The organism is Borreliella bavariensis PBi (assembly GCF_000196215.1).
In the GTDB taxonomy this organism is placed as follows: Bacteria; Spirochaetota; Spirochaetia; order Borreliales; family Borreliaceae; genus Borreliella; species Borreliella garinii.
Genome location: NC_006156.1, coordinates 329602 through 349792, shown reverse-complemented (window position 1 = coordinate 349792; position 20191 = coordinate 329602). Strand labels below are relative to the sequence as shown.

General features: G+C 29.9%; 16 protein-coding genes. 8 read left to right on the top strand and 8 right to left on the bottom strand.

All coding sequences use genetic code 11. The features are described from left to right. Positions 1-2 precede the first annotated feature (2 nt). The 5 genes from gatA to rpsI are packed head-to-tail and all read left to right on the top strand — an operon-like array spanning position 3 to position 4621. The gene (gene gatA / locus BG_RS01660) at positions 3-1448 is read left to right on the top strand and encodes an Asp-tRNA(Asn)/Glu-tRNA(Gln) amidotransferase subunit GatA (RefSeq protein WP_011193671.1); all 1446 of its coding nucleotides are present in this window, start codon (positions 3-5) and stop codon (positions 1446-1448) included. Continuing rightward, complete coding sequence (gatB, locus tag BG_RS01655) at positions 1438-2895, top strand: Asp-tRNA(Asn)/Glu-tRNA(Gln) amidotransferase subunit GatB (protein WP_011193670.1); 1458 nt, start codon at positions 1438-1440, stop codon at positions 2893-2895. Before gatA ends, gatB begins: the two co-directional genes overlap by 11 nt. Then, the gene (locus BG_RS01650; RefSeq protein WP_044007954.1) at positions 2888-3697 is read left to right on the top strand and encodes a hypothetical protein; all 810 of its coding nucleotides are present in this window, start codon (positions 2888-2890) and stop codon (positions 3695-3697) included. The genes gatB and BG_RS01650 overlap by 8 nt, the downstream gene beginning before the upstream one ends. Positions 3698-3749: 52 nt before the next feature. Beyond that, a complete protein-coding gene (rplM, locus tag BG_RS01645; RefSeq protein ID WP_011193668.1) occupies positions 3750-4214 on the top strand; it encodes a 50S ribosomal protein L13 in 465 nt (154 codons plus the stop codon). Then, the gene (gene rpsI, locus BG_RS01640) at positions 4211-4621 is read left to right on the top strand and encodes a 30S ribosomal protein S9 (protein WP_011193667.1); all 411 of its coding nucleotides are present in this window, start codon (positions 4211-4213) and stop codon (positions 4619-4621) included. Before rplM ends, rpsI begins: the two co-directional genes overlap by 4 nt. 51 nt (positions 4622-4672) lie before the next feature. Here the strand turns inward: rpsI and eno are convergent, their stop codons facing one another. Then, complete coding sequence (eno, locus tag BG_RS01635) at positions 4673-5989, bottom strand: phosphopyruvate hydratase (protein ID WP_011193666.1); 1317 nt, start codon at positions 5987-5989, stop codon at positions 4673-4675. Positions 5990-6107: 118 nt separating this feature from the next. Here eno and BG_RS01630 point away from each other — a divergent pair, with 118 nt between their 5' ends. Further along, positions 6108-6863 (top strand): early set domain-containing protein, encoded by a 756-nt coding sequence (locus tag BG_RS01630; protein WP_011193665.1) that lies wholly within the window; start codon positions 6108-6110, stop codon positions 6861-6863. A gap of 13 nt (positions 6864-6876) precedes the next feature. Here the strand turns inward: BG_RS01630 and BG_RS01625 are convergent, their stop codons facing one another. The 7 genes from BG_RS01625 to BG_RS01595 form a co-directional block, all read right to left on the bottom strand. After that, positions 6877-7848 (bottom strand): ATP-binding cassette domain-containing protein, encoded by a 972-nt coding sequence (locus BG_RS01625; RefSeq protein WP_011193664.1) that lies wholly within the window; start codon positions 7846-7848, stop codon positions 6877-6879. Beyond that, the gene (locus BG_RS01620; protein ID WP_011193663.1) at positions 7849-8721 is read right to left on the bottom strand and encodes an ABC transporter ATP-binding protein; all 873 of its coding nucleotides are present in this window, start codon (positions 8719-8721) and stop codon (positions 7849-7851) included. It lies immediately after the preceding gene. Positions 8722-8732: 11 nt separating this feature from the next. Continuing rightward, complete coding sequence (locus tag BG_RS01615) at positions 8733-9782, bottom strand: ABC transporter permease (RefSeq protein WP_011193662.1); 1050 nt, start codon at positions 9780-9782, stop codon at positions 8733-8735. 12 nt (positions 9783-9794) lie between these two features. After that, the gene (locus tag BG_RS01610) at positions 9795-10715 is read right to left on the bottom strand and encodes an ABC transporter permease (RefSeq protein WP_011193661.1); all 921 of its coding nucleotides are present in this window, start codon (positions 10713-10715) and stop codon (positions 9795-9797) included. Between the two features lie 336 nt (positions 10716-11051). Next, positions 11052-12677: a peptide ABC transporter substrate-binding protein gene (locus BG_RS01605; RefSeq protein WP_011193660.1), complete on the bottom strand. Its 1626-nt coding sequence runs from the start codon at positions 12675-12677 to the stop codon at positions 11052-11054. Positions 12678-12818: 141 nt separating this feature from the next. Then, positions 12819-14402, bottom strand: a complete 1584-nt coding sequence (locus BG_RS01600) for a peptide ABC transporter substrate-binding protein (RefSeq protein WP_011193659.1) — start codon at positions 14400-14402, stop codon at positions 12819-12821. A 97-nt stretch (positions 14403-14499) separates the two neighbouring features. Continuing rightward, positions 14500-16071: a peptide ABC transporter substrate-binding protein gene (locus BG_RS01595; RefSeq protein WP_011193658.1), complete on the bottom strand. Its 1572-nt coding sequence runs from the start codon at positions 16069-16071 to the stop codon at positions 14500-14502. Positions 16072-16461: 390 nt separating this feature from the next. Here BG_RS01595 and BG_RS01590 point away from each other — a divergent pair, with 390 nt between their 5' ends. Both BG_RS01590 and flcA read left to right on the top strand, forming a co-directional pair. Then, positions 16462-17355, top strand: a complete 894-nt coding sequence (locus BG_RS01590; protein WP_011193657.1) for a 1-acyl-sn-glycerol-3-phosphate acyltransferase — start codon at positions 16462-16464, stop codon at positions 17353-17355. A 23-nt stretch (positions 17356-17378) separates the two neighbouring features. Then, positions 17379-20183, top strand: coding sequence for a periplasmic flagellar collar protein FlcA (gene flcA / locus BG_RS01585; protein WP_011193656.1), 2805 nt, complete (start codon positions 17379-17381; stop codon positions 20181-20183). Positions 20184-20191: the final 8 nt, after the last annotated feature.

The following is a 20191-nucleotide window of genomic DNA, read 5'->3' as shown; positions in this document are numbered from 1 at the left end:
TCTTGGACTTAAGTAATTTAACTTTAACTAAAATTCAAGAATTAGTTTTGACTAAAAAATGTAAAATTTATGACATTTTACTTGCTTATAAAAATAATTATGAATTAAATAAAGATATCAATGGATATATTGAATTTTTTGATGATTCTTTAGATATTGCAAAAAGGTATGACGATTGTTTAAAAAATTGCGAATTAGAAGATTTGCCTTTAATTGGCATGCCTATTGCTGTTAAAGATAATATTTCAATTCAAGATAAATCTTTAACTTGTGCTTCTGAAATTTTAAAAGGCTATATTTCTCCTTATGATGCGACTGTGATTAAAAGACTTAAGAATAAAGGAGCAATCTTAATTGGCAAAACTAATATGGATGAATTTGCCATGGGTTCTACCGGTGAATTTTCATGTTATGGTGCAACTTTAAATCCTTTAAATAGAGAATATGTTATAGGCGGAAGTTCTGGAGGCTCTGCAGCTGTAGTTGCATCTTTTCAAGCACCTTTTTCTCTTGGCAGTGATACTGGGGGTTCTGTTAGACTTCCTGCATCTTTTTCAGGAATTTTAGGTTTCAAACCTTCTTATGGAGGCCTTTCTCGCTATGGGCTTGCATCTTATGCTTCGTCTTTTGATCAAATAGGATTTTTTTCTCATTCTATTGAAGACATTGCTTTAATATTAAAGCATACTTGTGGAGCTGATAAAATGGATTCTACCAGTGTAGACATCTTTGACGATTTTTATCCTTTAAAAACTGAGCCTTTGCAGGGTAAAAATTTAGCTTTAATTAAAGAGCTTAGCGAAGATTTAATGGACAAAAATGTTGCAAGTAGCTTTGCCAAATTTAAATTTGATCTTTTGTCAAAAGGTGCTAATATAAAAGAAGTTTCAATAGAAGAGATTAATTTTATTTTATCAATTTATTATACAATTTCTCCCGTTGAAGCATCTTCCAATCTTGCTCGTTATACTGGACTTTGCTACGGCAAGAGAATATCAGAAAATTTAAGTCTTAATGATTTTTATTTTAAACATAGAAGTAATTTCTTGTCAGAAGAAGTTAAGAGGCGTATTATTCTTGGAAATTATTTATTGTCAGAAGGGTATGATGCCAAATATTATGCAAAAGCTTGTGAAATTCTTCAGAATTTGATTATTCCCAAATTTAACAAGCTTTTTGAAAGCTGTGATTTTATTATTACCCCAACAAGTTTTGTTAAGCCTTTTAGAGTTGGTTTGGATTTTGATGATCCTGTTAAAATGTATTATTCAGATATTTGCACTGTGATTGCAAATCTTATTGGTGCTCCTGCTATTTCGCTTCCGTATTCTAAGGACAAGGAAGGATTATCTATTGGAATGCAAATTATTGGGCGTAGCAAGAAGGATTTTGAACTTTTAAGTTTTTCAAAAAATGTGATTAGGGAATTAGGATTGAATGGAATATAAATTAGTTATTGGATTAGAAATTCATATTCAGCTAGGGCTAAGAACAAAGGCTTTTTGTGGATGTAAGAATGAGTTTGGAGGAGTTCCTAACTCTCGTATTTGTCCAATTTGTCTTGGACTGCCTGGTTCATTACCAAGTGTGAATGTAGAGCTTATTAATAGTGCAATTTTAGCGGGTCATGCTACAAATTCAAATATTAGGCATGTTGTTAAATTTGATAGAAAACATTATTATTATCCAGATTTGCCAAAAGGATATCAAATTTCGCAAAATGATAAGCCGATTTGTGAGAGAGGAAGCTTATTAATTGAAACCTCTTCTGGGCTTAAAAAGATTAACATTATTAGAATTCATATGGAAGAAGATTCGGGTAAAAGTCTGCATTTACTGGATAGTGAAAATCAAAGCTATATTGATTTTAATCGTTCGGGAGCTCCTTTACTTGAGATTGTTTCTGCTCCAGATATTAGCAGTGGGGATGAAGCAGTTGCTTTTTTAACTTCTTTAAGAGAAATTTTTAGGTATCTTGATTTATCGGAATGTAATATGGAGAATGGTTCTTTTAGATGTGACGTAAATGTTAATTTAATCATTACAGAGAGCGGTGTTGAGCATAAAACTCCTATAGCTGAAATAAAGAATTTAAACTCTTTTAAATCTATTAAAGCTGCCATTGAATATGAAGAATTAAGGCAGAAAGAGGAGTGGGTTCAATTTAGAAAAACCCTTGATAGTTGTGGTAAGCACACTAGAGGATTTGATGATAAAAATGGGGTAACTGTGGTTCAAAGGGATAAAGAGACCGTATCTGATTATCGTTATTTCCAAGAACCCGATCTACCTTTAATAGAGATTGATGATTTTTATATTGCCAATATTAAAAAAATAAAATTAATTGAATTTCCATTTGATGCAAGAGTTAGGCTTAAAGACCAATATGGGTTAAGTGATTTTGATGTTATTACTTTAACAACAGATAAGCACCTACTTAGATATTTTGAAGAGGCTGCTATTAATGCAAGCGATCCTAAAAAAGTAGCCAATTGGATATTGTCTGAAGTTTTAAGCGTTCTTAATGATAAAGGGATTAGTGTTCTTGAATTTAATTTATTCCCAAGCTATATTACAGAGCTTGTTGAATTTATTGTTGCTGGTAAAATAAGTGGCAAAATGGCAAAAAAGGTGTTTTTAGAGATGATGAGTAGAGAAGTTCCCGCTTCTGTTATTATAAGTGAAAATCAATTAGAGCAAATAAGTGACAAGTTTGTTATTAGACAGATTGTGTTTGAAGTTTTAAATGAAAATCCTAAATCAATTGAACTTTACAAAAAGGGTAAAGATCATGCTATTAAATTTATGATGGGACAAATAATGAAAAAATCTTCAGGAAAGATTAATCCTATCCTTGCAAATGAAATTCTTTTACAAAGTTTATCAAATGTATGATTTATCCTTAATAGACAATTTGCCAGTGATTAAAAGGGCAAGATTTTTTTATCTTTACGATATTAACGGTAAGAGATATTTAGATTTATATTTAAATGGTGGAAAAAATTTTTTAGGCTATAGAATTCAAGGCTTAAATCGCCTTTTTAAGCAAACTATGTCGAGGGGTTTAATATCTCCTTATGCTTCTGTTTTTAAAAATCAGTTTATCAATTTGGTATTTACTTTTTTTAAAGAGGCTGGATCTGTTTATATTTTTAAGCTAGAGCAAGATGCAAAAAAATTTTTATTATCTTTAACTGGCAAAGATAAAGTTTTTATGCCCTGGGAAAAAGAAGAAGGAATATATGAGTTTAAAGTGGGATTTAGGAATATTAAATATCCTATGATTTTTAATATTCCTTTGCCCGATTTTATGTCTGTTATTATTGTTGTTGTAGACAATCTTTCTAGGAAAATAGAATTTAGAGATAATTTTGATGCTGTAACTTTATCTTTGGCTAGACATACATTAAGCAAACTTTTATTTTATAGTAAAAATCTCAATATTGATTTTAATTCTTTTGCTACATCTTTGTTTAGAGTGACTGATAGGTATATGTTTCCTCTTTACGATGCTTGTTATCATGCTGAAATTTTTAATGAATTTCTCAAACATGGATATTTAATTAGTCCAAATTTTAGTATTCCATCTATTATTCCTTTGAAGTTTTCAAAAGGAGATCTGGATAATTTTAAAAAAATTTGTTTTGCCCTTAAGGATAAGTTTATTGATGTACTTGACAGTGATCCTTACAAATAATAAAATAAATAAGATTTATGCATAAAATTATATGCAAGGGTAATGCGCTATTATGAAGAAAATAACCAATAATGTTACGATTTGGATCAAGCCAAAGACTGTTGAGAAAAAATGGTATTTAATTGATGCAGCAGATAGAGTTTTAGGTAAAGTTGCTGTAGATGTTGTTAGGATTTTAAGAGGCAAGCATAAAGCTTATTATACTCCTCATCAAGATTTAGGTGATAATGTTATTATTATTAATGCTTCTAAGGTTAGGCTGACTGGAAAAAAACATCAACAAAAACTTTATTATAGGCACTCAAGATATCCAGGAGGTCTTTATTCTGATACTTTTAAAACATTGTCAGAGAGAAAGCCTTGTGCACCTCTTGAGATCGCTATTAAAGGTATGTTGCCAAAAGGTCCTTTAGGGCGTGATCTTTTTAGAAATTTAAAAGTCTTTTCTGGTTCAGAGCATACTCTTAAAGCTCAAAATCCTATAAAGCTGGAAGCTAATTTAAGAGAGGTAAAATGAAAAAATCAAATTTTAGCAATGTTAATTTATCAATGGGAACTGGTAGGAGAAAGTCTTCTGTTGCTAGAGTTTACATTAGAGAGGGTAGTGGAAATATTAGAGTAAATAATAGAGATTTTGACTCTTATATCCAGCTTGAAAATTTAAGAACAATGGCACTATCGCCTTTAGTTTTGACAAATACACTTGGAAAATATGATCTTTATATTAATGTTTATGGGGGAGGAATTTCAGGTCAATCGGGTGCAATAAGGCACGGAATCTCAAGGGCTCTTTTTGAACTTGATGAATCTAATAAGATGATTTTGAGATCTAATGGGTTTTTAACAAGAGATTCTAGGAGAGTTGAACGTAAAAAATTTGGGCAGAAAAAAGCACGAAAAAGTTTTCAATTTTCCAAAAGATAATTTTATTTTTTATACATTTTACATTGTTATTTAAGCAAAAAAAAATCCCTTTTACAGGGATTTGATTTGTTTTTGCTTAATAGAATAAAAGACGTTTTTACCGTGGTATTCTGCAGTTGTTTCTAATTCTTCTTCTATTCTTATGAGTTGATTGTATTTTGCTATCCTATCTGTTCTTGAGAGTGAACCAGTTTTAATTTGTCCCGTTCCAAGAGCTACTACAAGATCAGCTATTGTCGTATCTTCTGTTTCTCCTGATCTATGAGATACTATAGCTGTGTATCCTGCTTTTTTAGCCATTTCCACAGCTTCAAATGTTTCTGTTAGTGTTCCAATTTGATTTACCTTTATAAGGATTGAATTAGCAACCCCCATTTCAATTCCTTTTTTAAGAAATGAGGTGTTTGTTACAAATAAATCATCTCCAACAAGTTGTATTTTGTGTCCAATTTTGTCTGTAAGTTTTTTCCATCCATCCCAATCTTCTTCGGCCATACCATCTTCGATTGAAATAATTGGATATTTTTCTACCCATTTTGACCAATATTCAACCATTTGTTCGGAAGTAAGCTCTTCTTTTGTTGACCATTTAAGTACATATTTTTTTGTTTTTGGATCATAAAGCTCAGATGTTGCTGGATCAAGAGCTATTGCTATGTCTTTTCCAGGCTCATATCCTGCCTTTTTTATTGCTTCTATAATCATTTCGCAAGCTTCTTCGTTTGATTTTAAATTTGGAGCAAATCCCCCTTCATCTCCAACAGAAGTTGCATACCCTTTGCCATTTAGAATGCCTTTTAGTGTATGAAAAACTTCTACCGCCATTCTTATTGCTTCACTAAAAGTTTTTGCTCCTACGGGCATTATCATGAACTCCTGAAAGTCAACAGAGTTGTCAGAATGTGCACCACCATTGATAATATTACACATAGGTGTAGGCAAAATATTGGCTTTGTAAGCTCCAAGATATTGATAAACCTTGAGCCCAAGGTACTTCGCAGCAGCTTTAGCTGTAGCCATTGAAACTGCTAAGATTGCATTAGCGCCAAGCTTTTCTTTTGTAGGGGTTCCATCAAGTTCAAGCATTTTTCTATCGATTGCAACCTGATTTAAGGCGCTCATACCCTCAAGTTCTGGGGCAATTATGTTTTTTATATTTTCAATTGCCTTTAAAACCCCTTTTCCCATATATACAGACTTATCACCATCTCTAAGCTCAACAGCTTCGTTAATTCCTGTTGATGCACCTGATGGTACAGCAGATCTTCCGCAAGTTCCATCTTCTAAAATGACATCAGCTTCAACTGTTGGATTCCCCCTAGAATCAATAATTTGTCTGGCTTTGATTTCATAAATGTGAAAACCCATTTTTATTACTCCTCTTATTATTTATTTACTTTAATGTATGTTTTTAGTATAATGTTAAAAAGTTTAAATGTGTAGCATTTGCCAAAAGAATTATTATTGTGGGCTTTGTATATAATCTATGAAAGAAAGCTTTTTGTATTTATTTATTTTTACAGCTTTATGTGTTAATAATCTTTTTTCAGATGATTATGTAATATATGATTTTGATTTAAGTTTAAATGAATTTTTAGAAGTTTCAACAAGAAAAGGCAATCTTGAGCCCATAGTTGATTCCAAACGCATATTATTATTTTATCCTCCCAATAAGGAAATTAGAAAAATTTTTGCTGCTTTTGACTTTGATCACTATTCTAAGAAATATTTATTCAAAAAAAATGAGTATGGAGTTTTTTTTGTTAAAGTTAATATTCCACATGGCACAAGCAATATAAAATATAGGCTTATTGTAGATGGTGTTTGGACTAATGATGAGTATAATAAAAATGTGGTTTACAATGAGGATTTAATCCCATTTTCTAAAATTGAGGTTGCTAAAGAAAAGTCCAGTTATATTTCGTTGAGAAATCCAATACAATCTTATGATAATAATGAGATTGAAATTTTTTATATTGGTCGTCCTGGACAAATAGTTACAATAGCTGGTAGTTTTAATAATTTTAATCCTTTTTTAAATAGGCTTGTAGAAAAAGAAGATAATAGGGGAATTTATACTATTAAGCTTAAAAATTTGCCGAAGGATAGAATTTATTATTATTTTATTGATTCTGGTAACAAAGTAATAGATAAAAATAATGTTAATAGAATTAATTTATATTTTGTTGAGGGGATTGATAATAAAATAGATTTTGAAGTCTCCTATTTTGATCATAAGTAAACTTTTAAATTATTTATTTATTCATTTCATCAAAAAGGTATTTAGATACAAAGTGATCTTTTTCTACTTCTTCAAGTTTTGGGTGTGCTTGGGTTGATAAATGAATTTTTCTAATGTTTGCTAGAGTTTGTTCGTCTAGTTTTATATTTTTATTTTTTCTTTTTTCAGGGTTGATTTCAGGAATTGATGCTATTAGCATTTTAGTATATGGATGAATTGGGTTTGAAAATAGTGTTTCTCTGGATGCAAGTTCCAAAATAACCCCAAGGTACATTACAGCGATTTTATCACTCATATATTTTACTACAGCAAGATCATGAGAAATAAATAAATAAGATAAATTGAATTCTTTTTGCAGGGTTTTTAGCAGATTTAAAATTTGGGCTCTTATTGATACATCAAGGGCAGAAACTGCTTCATCTAAAAGTAAAAGCTTGGGATTTAAGGCCAATGCTCTAGCAATTCCTATTCTTTGCCTTTGCCCCCCTGAAAATTCGTGAGGATATCTAGCCAACATGCTTTTATGTAACCCAACAATATCTGTTAGTTCCGTTACTCTTTGCTCTATTTCTTGTTTTGTTTTTGGAAGAATTTTGTTTTCATTGTATATTTCCAGCGGCTCTGCTATTATTTCTTTTATTGTCATTCTTGGATCAAGTGAAGTATGGGGATCTTGGAATACCATTTGCATATCTTTTTTTGTTTTTAAGAGCTCTTTTTTTGAAAGTTTAGTTATGTTTTTCCCGTTAAAGTAAATATTTCCAGAAGTTGGTGTGTAAAGCTGCATTATTGAGCGAAGAGTGGTGGATTTGCCGCAGCCAGATTCTCCTACAAGTCCCAAAGTTTTGTTTTTTTCAACTTCAAAGCTAACATTGTTTACTGCATTTACTTTTTGTTTGTTTTTCCAAAATAAAAAATCTTCTCCAGTTGTGAATGTTTGTATTAAGTTTTCTACTTTAAGAATTATTTCTTTTTTACTGCTCATTTAAAACTCCTCAATACTGGTTTTTGTGATATTAATAGTATTTTCTTTTATTGAATAAAGTTTTTTATTTGGATCTTGTTCTAGTGTAAGAATTGATTTTAAGAGCCCAATAGTGTAGGGGTGTTTGGGATTATTAAATATTTCTTCTACTGTTCCTTCTTCTACAATTTTTCCTTGATACATGACAGATACTGTATCACAAATTTCAGCAACAACTGCAAGATCGTGAGTTATAAATATTGTAGAAGTATTGAATTTTTTAGATAGATTTTTGATTAATAATAATATTTGCTCTTGGATTGTAACATCAAGGGCTGTTGTAGGTTCATCCGCTATTAGTAGAGATGGATGACAGCTAAGTGCCATAGCAATCATTACTCTTTGCCTCATTCCTCCTGAAAATTGATGAGGGAAATGTCTTATTCTCTCTTCTGCGTTTACAACACCGACAGTTTTTAACATTTCTATTGCTTTTTCTTTGGCGTCTTTTTTCCCTAATCCTTGGTGTAAGATTATTGTTTCTTCAAGTTGAGTTGATATTCTTAAAAATGGGTTTAATGAAGTCATTGGGTCTTGAAATATCATTGATATTTTATTCCCTCTGATTTTTAAAAGTTCTTTTTCGCTAAGTTTTAGCAGATCTTGATTTTCAAATAGTATTTCTCCACTTTTATATACTGTTGTAAGTTCTGGTAATAATTTTAGAATAGCCATGCTTGTTACGGATTTCCCACTTCCAGATTCTCCAACAATAGCTCTAATTTCTCCTCTTTTTACAGATAGGTTAATATTTCTTACAGGATGAATTGTTGTATGTTTTAATCTAAATTCAATTGCTAAATTTTTTATTTCTAATATATTTTCTTTTTCCATTCAATTTCTCCTTAGATGCTATCTTTTGGATCAAATGCATCCCTTAATCCGTCACCTAAAAAGTTCATAAATAATAGAAATATTGTCATAACTATAGCAGGAATAAAAACTTTCCATGGATATTCAACAAATGTAGCAATTCCATTTTGTACTAATTCTCCCCAGCTTGTCATTGGAGCTGAAATTCCAAGGCCTAAAAAGGATAAAAATGCCTCAGCTATAATAAAGCTTGGAACTCTTATTGTGGTGAATATAACTATCATTCCAATGCTATTAGGTATTAAGTGTTTTAAGATTATTCTTTGATTTGTTGCACCAAAGGTTTTGGCTGCCTGTATAAATTCTGAACTTGATAGTGATTGTACCTGACCTCTTACAACTCGAGCTACTGTTAACCACGATACAAATGCAAGTGCTATAAATAATCCTATTATACTTCTTTCCATTATTGCCATTAGTATTATTACAATAAGCAAATAGGGTAATACATAAAGAATTTCGATTATTTTGGTGATTATTTTGTCAGGCAATCCCCCAAAAAAACCTGCTATTGAGCCCAGAATAGTTCCTATTATCATAGACAAAAAAGCCCCAATAAATCCTACAGCAAGAGATATTTGGCTGCCTTGTATTAATCTTGCAAGCAAGTCTCTTCCAAGATTGTCTGTGCCAAGCAAATACACTCTTTTATGTACTTTTACTTCCTTTTTATCTATTATTTGAACTTCATTCTCTATTTTTCTTTTTATGTCTTCAAGTTTTTTTAGTTCGTTTTCATTTATTTCTCTTTTTTCTTTTTTTGCTAATCTTTCAATAAATTTTTTTTCTTTTTTGTACCATAGTTCTCCAGCAGGCTGGAAAGATGGTGGTAAATCGGAATGTTCTACTATTTGAGTATGGTATTTATATATTGGCAATATTGGCCGCAAAATGGCAATTGAGATATAAAATCCAATTACAAAAAGACTGCCAAATGCCAGTTTATTTTCTTTGAATCTTGACCAAGCTCTTCTTTCGGATTTAGAACTGTTTTCTTCATTTTGTTTTTCAATGCTATTCATTTTGATTTCCTTTTATACTCTTGGATCTAACATTTTATATATAATATCTGATATTAATATAGAAATAAGAAGTATTATTGAATATACTAACAATCCTCCCATTAATACTGGATAATCTCTGTTTAGTGCGGATTCTGTTATAAACATTCCCATCCCAGCAATTCTAAATATTTTTTCAATAACTACGCTTCCAGAGATTATGGCAGCAAATGCTGGACCTATATAACTTACTACAGGCAGCATTGCTCCTCTTAACATGTGCTTTATAACGATCTTTCTGAAGCTTAGTCCTTTTGCACGTGCAGTTCTTACAAAGTCGCTCTGTATTATTTCTAGCATTGAGCCTCTGATTATTCTTGAGAAAATAGCTATATTGGGCATGGTAAGAGTTATTATGGGTAGAATTAAATTTGAAAATCCCCCTCTTTCTGTGATCCATCCGGAGGTGTAAAGCAAACCCCATTTAATTGCAAAAAAGTATTGTAAAATTGGTCCTATTACGAATAATGGTATGGAAATTCCGAATATTGCTATTGATACTATTATATAATCTATATAAGTGTTTTTATAAATAGCAGCTAATATTCCTATTGGTATTCCTATTGATAGTGATATTATAAGGGATATTACTCCTAGTGTAAGTGATTTTGGAAATCCTAATTTTATATATTGATTAACTGTAAGGTCTTTCTTTTTTAAAGAAGGTCCCAGATCTCCTTTTAGAACGTTTAAAATATAATAAAAAGCTTGAATATAAAAAGGTTTGTCAAGATGATATTTTTCCATTAATCTTGCTTTTACTTGAGGATCAATAGGTTTTTCAGAATCAAATGGACTTCCAGGAGCCATCCTCATTACAAAAAAGCATAAAAAAACGATTGCTAGTAAAGTTGGTATCATTCCTATTATTTTTTTTAAAGTAAACCTTAACATTTTTGCTCCTTTGTAAATAGATTGGCAACATTACGTATTAGTCCATTATATCATATAGTGTTTATTGTTTTTCAAGTTATAAATTATAATTTTTGATAGGATAGAAGGTTTTTTGCATTGTAATTAATAGTTTAATTTTCAATAAAATTAACTTTTGTCTTTTTTAAAATTTTTTATTAGAAATTTTGTTATATTGATTGGAGAAAGGTTTATTTTTTTATTTAAGATTCTAAGGTAATTTCAACTTAGAATCTTAAACATTATTTGTATATTTTTGCCTTTATATTAGACTCAAATATTATTTTTAATTTATATTAAGCCCTTTTAAAAAATTAATTAATTTCGTTTTGCATTTTTAATTGATTTTAATTCAAAAAAATAATAAATTTCTGATACATTAGGACTCCATCCAGTCCACTTATCGTTTCTGAAAAGATAGTGTCCAGAATATATGTATATTGGTGCGGCAGGAAAATCTTTTTCAATTATTATTGATTCTGCCTTTCTGAGTAAATTTTTTCTTTTTATAGGATCTTGCTCAAAATCTGATTCTTTGATAAGCTTGTCAAATTCTAAGTTTGCATATTTGTATGATGCAAGTTGAGAATTTTTGCTTGTGAATATAGTGAAGTATGTGTGTGGATCCAAATATTCTCCAATGCGCCCAATTCTTATTATTTCAAAATTACCCGTATTTCTACTATTGGTAAGAACAGGCCAATTTTCATTAGTAAGCATAATATTTATATTTAAAATTTTTTTCCATTGGTTTTGAATAAATGTAGCAACTTTTTTATGAGTTTCGTTTGTATTATATTTTAGCGTTAGGGTTGGGAATCCTTTTCCATTAGGATATCCAGCTTCTGTTAAAAGCTTTTTAGATTTTTCAGGATCAAATAAAGCCAATTTTTTGCCATAATTGTAATTTTCAAGATCAGGCGTTATTTCTCTTGTGGGAACTGTGCCGTCATTAAGTACTTTGTAAGTTAAAGTTTCTCTGTCAATAGCTAACGTTAAAGCTTCTCTAACCTTAGCATCATCAAGGGGTTTTATTTTTGTATTAAACGAGTATAAATAAATTGCATTGCTTTTGTGTTGATAATAGTCATTTTGTAGTTTTATTTCATTTACAATATCCGGCGGTATGCTGTTAAAAATAGCATCGATTTCATTGTTTTTGTACATATTATATACAGTCATATCATTGTCAGACGTAATGTAGACAAGCTCTTCAAGTTCTACTTCTTTTGCATTGTAATAATGTTCGTTTTTTTCAAATATAATTTTTTCATTAGGCAATCTTTTTTTTAATTTAAAAGGACCGCTGGTAACCATGTTTTCAGGGTTTGTCCAATTCTCCTTATATTTTTCAATAACATGAATAGGCACTGGCATGAATGTGTGATGTAGGAGCAATTCAAGAAAATAGGTTTTTGGAGATGTAAGTGTTATTTCCAATGTTTTGCTATCAATTGCCTTAAATCCAAGTTCAGAATCAGATACTTTTCCATCAAAATATTCCTGTCCATTTTTTATTATTGATTTAAGCATATCAACATGTGTAGATTCTGTTTCTTTATTTAAAATTCTTAAAAAAGATTTTTTTATCCCTTCAGCGGTAATTGAAACTCCATCGCTCCAAAAAAGGTTGTCTCTTAGGTAAAATTGATATGTTTTTTTATCTTTTGAGGCTTCCCAATTTTTAGCAAGTCCAGGCATTAGCTTTCCTGTTTTGGTATTTAATGCTAAGAGTCCCGAGAATACTTGTTCTAAAATTCTTGCTCCGATTGTCTCATCTACTAAGTGTGGGTCAAGTGATGAAGGTGCTCCCCCTATGTATACTTTAAATGTTAATTTTTCCTTTTCTGAATTGTTATTACATGTAATTAAAGATATGGCAAGCATAATTAGTGCTGCTATTTTGATTTTTCTACCAATTTTCTTAGCTTTATTAAAATTCATTTTAACCTTTCCCCAAAATTTAAAATTATTTTATTTTTTTTATAAGTTTTAAGCTATCTTCTTTTTAGAAGAAAGTCAATAAAAAAATCGCCTATGAAAAGAAATTCATAGACGATTTTTATTTAATTAAAGATTATTTATTTATTTTTTTAATTTTAGTTGAGATAAATCGAATCTTTCTGTAATATTGGTATTCCGGCCTGTCCACTTGTCATTTCTGAAAAGGTAACTATTTCCATATATATATATTGGGGCTATTGGAAAATCTTTTTCAATAATTATCTCTTCTGCTTTTCTTAGGATATCTTGTCTTTTTATTGGATCAAGTTCAAGATCAGACTTTTTAATAAGTTCGTTGTATTCTGGGCTTGAATAATTGTGAGATGAGAATTGTGTGTATCCTTGTGTGAATATACTTAAAAATGTTAAAGGATCAGCATAATCGCCTATCCACCCTGCTCTTGCTATTTCGTAATTTCCATTTGACCTAGTGTTTAGGTAAGTTGTCCATTCTTCGTTTTCAAGTTCCACATCAATGTTTAAAATTTTTTTCCATTGGTTTTGAATAAATTCACAAATTTTTTTATGAGCTTCACTTGTATTATATTTTAATTTTAAAATAGGAAATCCATTGCCATTAGGGTAACCAGCTTCAGCTAGAAGGGTTTTTGCAATTTCAGGATTAAATAATTCCAAATTTTTTGCATAAGAATATGAGCTAAAGTTAGGGGCTATTCTCCTTGTAGGAGTAGTCCCATTGTCAAGAACTTTATAGGTAAGTGTTTCTCTATCAATAGCAAGAGTTAAGGCTTTTCTAACTTTAACATTGTCTAATGGTTTAATGTGCGTGTTGAATGCGTAAAAATATATAGCATTAACAGCTGATGAGTAATAATCACTTCTTAACTTTAGATCTTTAATTAAATCAGGCGGTATGGAGCCAAATATTGCATCTAATTCTTTATTTTCATACATTTTGTATGCTGTTGAGCTGTCATTGGTTGTATAAAATGTAATTTCTTGTACTTCTACTTGGTTTGAGTTATAGTACTTATCATTTTTTTCGACCACATATTTTTCGTTAGGAATTCTTTCTTTTAACTTAAAAGGACCGCTGGTAACTATGTTCTCAGGGCTTGTCCAGCTTTGTCCATACTTTTCGGCAATATGAATCGGTATTGGAATAAATGATTGGTGTACTAACATATCGATAAAATAGGGTTTTGGTGATTCGAGTGTTATTTCTAATGTTTTTTCGTCAATTGCCCTAATTCCAAGTTCAGAGTCAGACACTTGTCCATCAAAATATTTTTGACCATTCTTAATGGTTGATTTAACCATTTCAGCATAATTTGAGCCAGTTTCTTTATTTAAAATTCTAAGATAAGATTTTCTAATCCCTTCTGCAGTGATTGCAACCCCATCACTCCAGATGATTTTTTCTCTTAGGGTGAATGTGTAAACTGTTCCGTCAGGAGAAATATCCCAACTTTTTGCAAGTCCTGGTTTGTTTCCTCCTGTGTTAGGATCGCCTGTAATAAGCCCTCTAAACATTGTGTCTATCATTTTTGATCCGACATTGTCGTCTGCTAATTGGGGGTCAAGACTGCTTGGTTCTGATCCCAGGCTTATTTTAAATGATATTCCTTCTTTTTTTTCCTCTTTATTACAACAAAGAAAAGTTAGAAAAAATATTACTGAAAATAATAACTTTTGTAATTTCATAATTTTTTATTCCTCCGTTTTAAAGTTAACTTTAATTTTATAATTGCCCCTCCGTAGATATTAATTTTAAATCTTAATTTTAAAATTACTTAATTTATTATTTTTTAGTTTTAATATTTTCATATAAATAGCTTTCTGCAATATTTGGCGCCCATCCTGTCCATTTATCATTTCTGAAAAGGTAATGAGATTTGGGTATAGATAAGGGCGCCATAGGAAAATCTTTTTCTACTATGATTGCTTCAGCTTCTCTTAAAATGTCTTGCCTTTTTATTGGATCAAGTTCTAAATTAGATTTTGTTATTAATGCATCATACTCTTTGTTTGAATATTTGTATGCTCCAAAAAAATGATTTTCTGTTGTAAATAAGCTTTCTAAGAATGTTAAAGGATCAAAATAGTCTCCTATCCATCCCACACTTGAAATTTGGTAATTTCCAGTTCTTCTGCTTCCTAAAAATGTTGTCCATTCCTCGTTTTCGATTTCTATTTTAATGTTTAGGATTTTTTTAAATTGTTCTTGTAAGAATTCTGCTCCTTTTTGGCCTCCCCCTGAGACTTTATATTTTAATGTAGGGAATCCTTTCCCATCTGGATATCCAGCTTCAGCTAAAAGTTTTTTTGCATTCTCGGGATCAAATAATATTAAATTTTTTCCATAAGAATAATCATCAAATTTTGGAGTTAAGTTTCTTGTTGGCTCTGAACTTCCTTTTAAAACTATTTTACATAAAGTTTCTCTATCAATAGCAAGTGAGATAGCTTGTCGAACTTTTAAATTATCTAGTGGCTTTATGGTTGTATTGAATGCTATGTATGCCACTCCATTTTTTAATCCTGAGTAATAATCATCTCTTATTTTAATTTCTTCTAAATTGCTCTTTTCTGCTCCTTGCAGAAAATCGAGTTCACCGTTTATGTACATATTGTAAGCTACATTACCTTCTATTGGATAAAATATCACTTCATCAATTTCTACATTTTTTGCATTATAATATTTTTCATTTTTTTCTATTACGATTTTATCGTTAATTAATCTTTCTTTGAGTTTGTATGCGCCATTAACAACTATATTTTCGGGATTTGTCCAATTTTCTCCATATTTTTCAACAATATGTATTGGAACTGGTATGTATGCTGAGTTTGTTAGCATATCGGGGAAATAAGGCTTTGGAGATGTTAATGTTATTTCCAGGGTTTTACTGTCAATAGCTTTTATACCAAGCTCAGATTCAGGCACTGTCTCATCAAAATATTCTTGTGCGTTTTTTATTGTAGACTTTACTAAATTGGCATATAGTGCAGCTGTTTTTTTATTTAAAATTCTTAGATATGATTTTTTTATCTCTTCAGCAGTAATGGCAACTCCATCGCTCCAAACTATATCTTCTCTTAGGGTAAATGTGTAAATAGTTCCCTTGCCAGAAATATCCCAGCTTTTTGCAAGTCCTGGTTTATATCTTCCAGTTTGTGAATCTTTTACTGCTAGCCCTAAGAATAGGTTTGTAATAATATTGCTACCGTAAAGGTCTGTTGAGAGCTGTGGATCAAGTGATGATGGTTCGCTTAAGTTTGACGCTCTAAAGGTTATTTTTTCTTTTTTTCCATTATTAGTACAGGCTATTAAAGAGAAGATAGTTAGTATTAAAGCTATTTTTATGTATTTCATGGGATTTTCCTTTTTCAATATTTTACATATTTGTTTTGTTGATTTTTTATTAATCTTTTTTAATAAAAAATATTTACTTTATTTTGCTTTTAAATATGGGTCCCTCCTGTACTTTGATTTGCCTTATGTTAAAATTTTACTTTAAATCTTGCAATAAGGAAAGTCTAATAAATTGGGTAGTTTTTAATAATATTTTTCTATTCATGTAGATTAAAATGTTACTTTAATTTGTGTAATAAATAAGGTATAATGGGTCTAAAATGTTGTCAAAAATGTATGCTTTTTAATATTAGTTATGTATTTTTAGCTTTTTAGAATTATTTGTTAGTAAAAAATGATTTAACTAATGATTAAGTGGCAACATAGAATGCTTTAAAAGGTGCTAGTTTTATGTTTGTACAAAATGAAAGTTTTGATAAATATTTTAAAGATATGGAGAGCGACTTTATAAGTCAATTTAAGTCTGTTGAAAATGTTAATTATTTGGATAAATCTTATCGCAATGCAGATTCTAATAGTAGAAAATTGGCAGATAGAATGATAGAGAGACTTCTTAAGAGCGGATCTACAATTGTTGGCATTCAAAATATTTTAGAACTTTACGAAAAGGCCAAATCTGGTAAGTCTTCAATTATATTAATGGAGCATTATAGTAATTTTGATTTTCCCTGTTTCCAATTTTTACTTTATAAAATGGGTTATCATGAAATTGCAGATCATATTATTCCAATAGCTGGAGTTAAGCTTTTTAGAGACAATTTATTTGTTAAAACTCTTTCTTTGGGATACAATGCAATATTGGTGTATCCACCACACGCATTTGTTGGGGTTGGTTTAGAGCATGCGAGGCAAAGACGTGTTTTTAATGCTAATTCTATGAAATATATTTATGAAAAGAAAAATAGTGGATACATTATACTTATTTTCCCTACGGCTACTAGATATAGAAAAGGAAGGCCTGAAACAAAAAAAATAATTTTCGAAATTGGTAATTATTTTAAAATTTTTGATTATTGTTTGATGATTGGAGTCAATGGAAATGTTTTAGAAGTTTCTGAAGATGGAGATATGTCTCACGATGTTTTTAAAAGAGATTCTCTTATATATAATGCTGACAAGGTTATGAGTATTGCTGAATATAGGGATAAAATTTTAAGCGCTTTAAAAGATTGTCAGACAGAGATTACAAAAGAGGTTTTAGGGTTGAAAATTGCTGAAGATTTAGAAAATCGTTTTAATGTTCTTCATGCAGAAGGACTTGAAGTTTATAAAAAGAGTTTTTGATGAGCTAGGAACTTGATTGCAATATGCCTGATATAGATAAGATAAAGCAGTTTAAAAGAGAAATATTAGATAATCTTTCATTAGAAAGATTATCTAAAGAATCTTTTGGTGTAAGTATGGATGTTAAGGTTCCTGAACCTGGAGAGAGTATTGTTCCCTGGATAAGTGAAGATCTTGCTTTAGAGGAAAATGATGATGACCTTGATTTAAATTTTATGCTTGATGCTCTTGAGAATGAGGATAAATTACCTTACTCTGACATTTTTAATGACAATTTACCTTTAAGTAGTTCTGACTTGAGAGTTGATATGGATTCAGAGTTTTCAACTTTGAATAATGATTTTGATGTTTCTTCTAGCGATTCTTTTGAAAACAATATTGACAAAGTTCTTGATGATAATTCTATTGATTTAGACATTGCTTCTAAACTTGATTTTGATAAGTTAATCAATTCTTCAGAATTTAATTCTGAAGAATTGATTAACAATCAAGACAATAATAATTTTTTAGAATCTAATAATGATTTTTCTGTTTCAGGGGATGATGATTTTTTAAAATCTAATAAATCTAATGAAATTAATATTGATGCCACAGTAAATGATAAAATTCCGGCAGACGAACAATCAGAGATGTTTGTTGGAGGTGATTTAAATTTAGGTACTTATGACAATGATTTTGAAAATGTTGCAGATGATTTTAAATTTTTAGAGTATAGTCAAAATACAAATTCTAAACGCTTTGAATTTAAGGTTAATTATCCGTTATTTTTAAAACATTTAAGTTCCTATCCTAGAAATTTAAGAATTGCAATTGCTGAGGCTTTAACTAAGGAGAATGTTTCAAAGTATAAACTTGAAGCTTTAATTGATCTTGTTGAAAAAAATAAAAAAGGGTTGAAATTTATTGCTAAATTCGTAGGAGATATTGTTGGGCGATCTATTAAATTGCCTTTAATTTATTTTAAGGCGGAAGAATTTAGCAAGCTTCAGCAGAAATTAAGCTATAGAATATCAAGGGCTTTACTACCTTTGATAAAAATAGCTTCCCTTTTTGTTGTTTTAGTCTTAGTTTCTTTGTACTTTATAGTAGATGTAGTATTTTTTTATGTTGCCTCTGAGGGTAAGTATAAAGAGGGTATAGAATCTATATATGCAAATAAAAGAGAGCTTGCAAAAGCTATCTTTAGAGACGCTTATTACATTAGGCCTGATGATAAATGGTTTTTAAATTATGCTAAAGCGTTTGAAGAAATCAGAGATTTTGATAGTGCTGAAGAGAAGTATGAGGAATTGTTTACAATTGAGCCTTTTTCTAAAAATTCTACAAGCAGAAGGCGAAAAAAGTTTAATAAGGAAGGATATATTGCATATGCTTCTATGAAAATTAGTCTTGGAGAATACTCTCAGGCTAATTCAATACTTGATGAGGTTATATCTTACGATCTTTATGATTATGATGCTTTAGTATTAAAGGGAGATAATTATTTTAAATGGGCTAAGACAAATTCTAATTACTATAAAGATAGTATTAATAGTTATACAGTTGCGCTTTCAAAGTATGGACAAAAAAAGGAAATTTTATTTAAACTTTTCAATGCTTATATTGAAGCCGATTTAGATACTGAGTCTGACAATGTTAATAATTTTATTAAGTCAAATGAAATCCTAGATGTTGATGAAGTTGTTTATACAAAATATGCTAAAAAGCTGGTAGACAAGTATATTTCTTTTGTGACCTATAATCAGAGGGCAAATAATCTTGCCATAAACCTAAATTATCTTAATGGGCAAACAAATTTATTGAATAAGGAATTCTCTGATTTTAAAAGAAATGATAGTAGAACTATTTTTAAGCTTGACAATAATGTTAATATGAATTCAGAGATTGAATACATTCTCAGAAAAATATTAAATAAAAATCCCAATTATGATAAGGCACTTTTCGAAAGTGGAAGATATTCTTATTACATAGGGGATTTTAAGAAAGCGGAAGTATATTTGCTTAAGGCATTAAATAGCTTTAGGCAGAAAAATTCAATTGAAGATGCTGAGGACAAGATATTGGCTTATAAAATTTTAGCAGACATTTATGAAAAATCTAAGGATTCTCTTAGAGCTAGTAATATTATTGGTTTGGCCCTGAATGATTATTCTTTTTATAAAAAACACAATCTTATACAAGGGTCTAAGGAGATTTCTTCAATTTATGAAAAGCAAGGCGATATTCTTAGATCTTTAAATGATTTTAAGTCTGCGATATCTTCTTATAAATTAGCAATAAATGAGGGCGTTGATTATCCGGATGTTTACTATAAGGTTGGATTACTTAGTTACAGGGAAAATAATTATGATGATGCATTAAAATATTTGTTTAAAGTAGAGAGCATGGCGGGGTTTTCAAGTAGTAACGAAGTTTTAAATTCTATTGCCCTAACTCTTTATAAAATAGGTGATTTTTTAGCTTCTAGGAGCTATTATTTAAGAGTTATGCAAAATTTAGAACTAGAAAAGGCTAATGTTTTGAATTTTAATCCCAAAGAAAATGATTATCATAAAATTCTTTTATTAAAAGAAATTGAAACTTATAATAATCTTGGAGTTGTAGAAGTGATGGCTTCTTTTTCATCCATAAGAGATACTAAACTTTTTAATTCTGGGCTTAGTAATTTAAGCGAATCAGCTAAGATTTTTGATATATTAAATAGAGATGAAGATATGATAAAAAGTGTTAAAAAAGATCTTGCTAGCTTAAATCTCAGGAATATTTTTAAGAATAGTTTTTCCAAATCGAATGTTTTGTTTTATGAAAATTTATCCGAAAAACTTTAATTATAGGT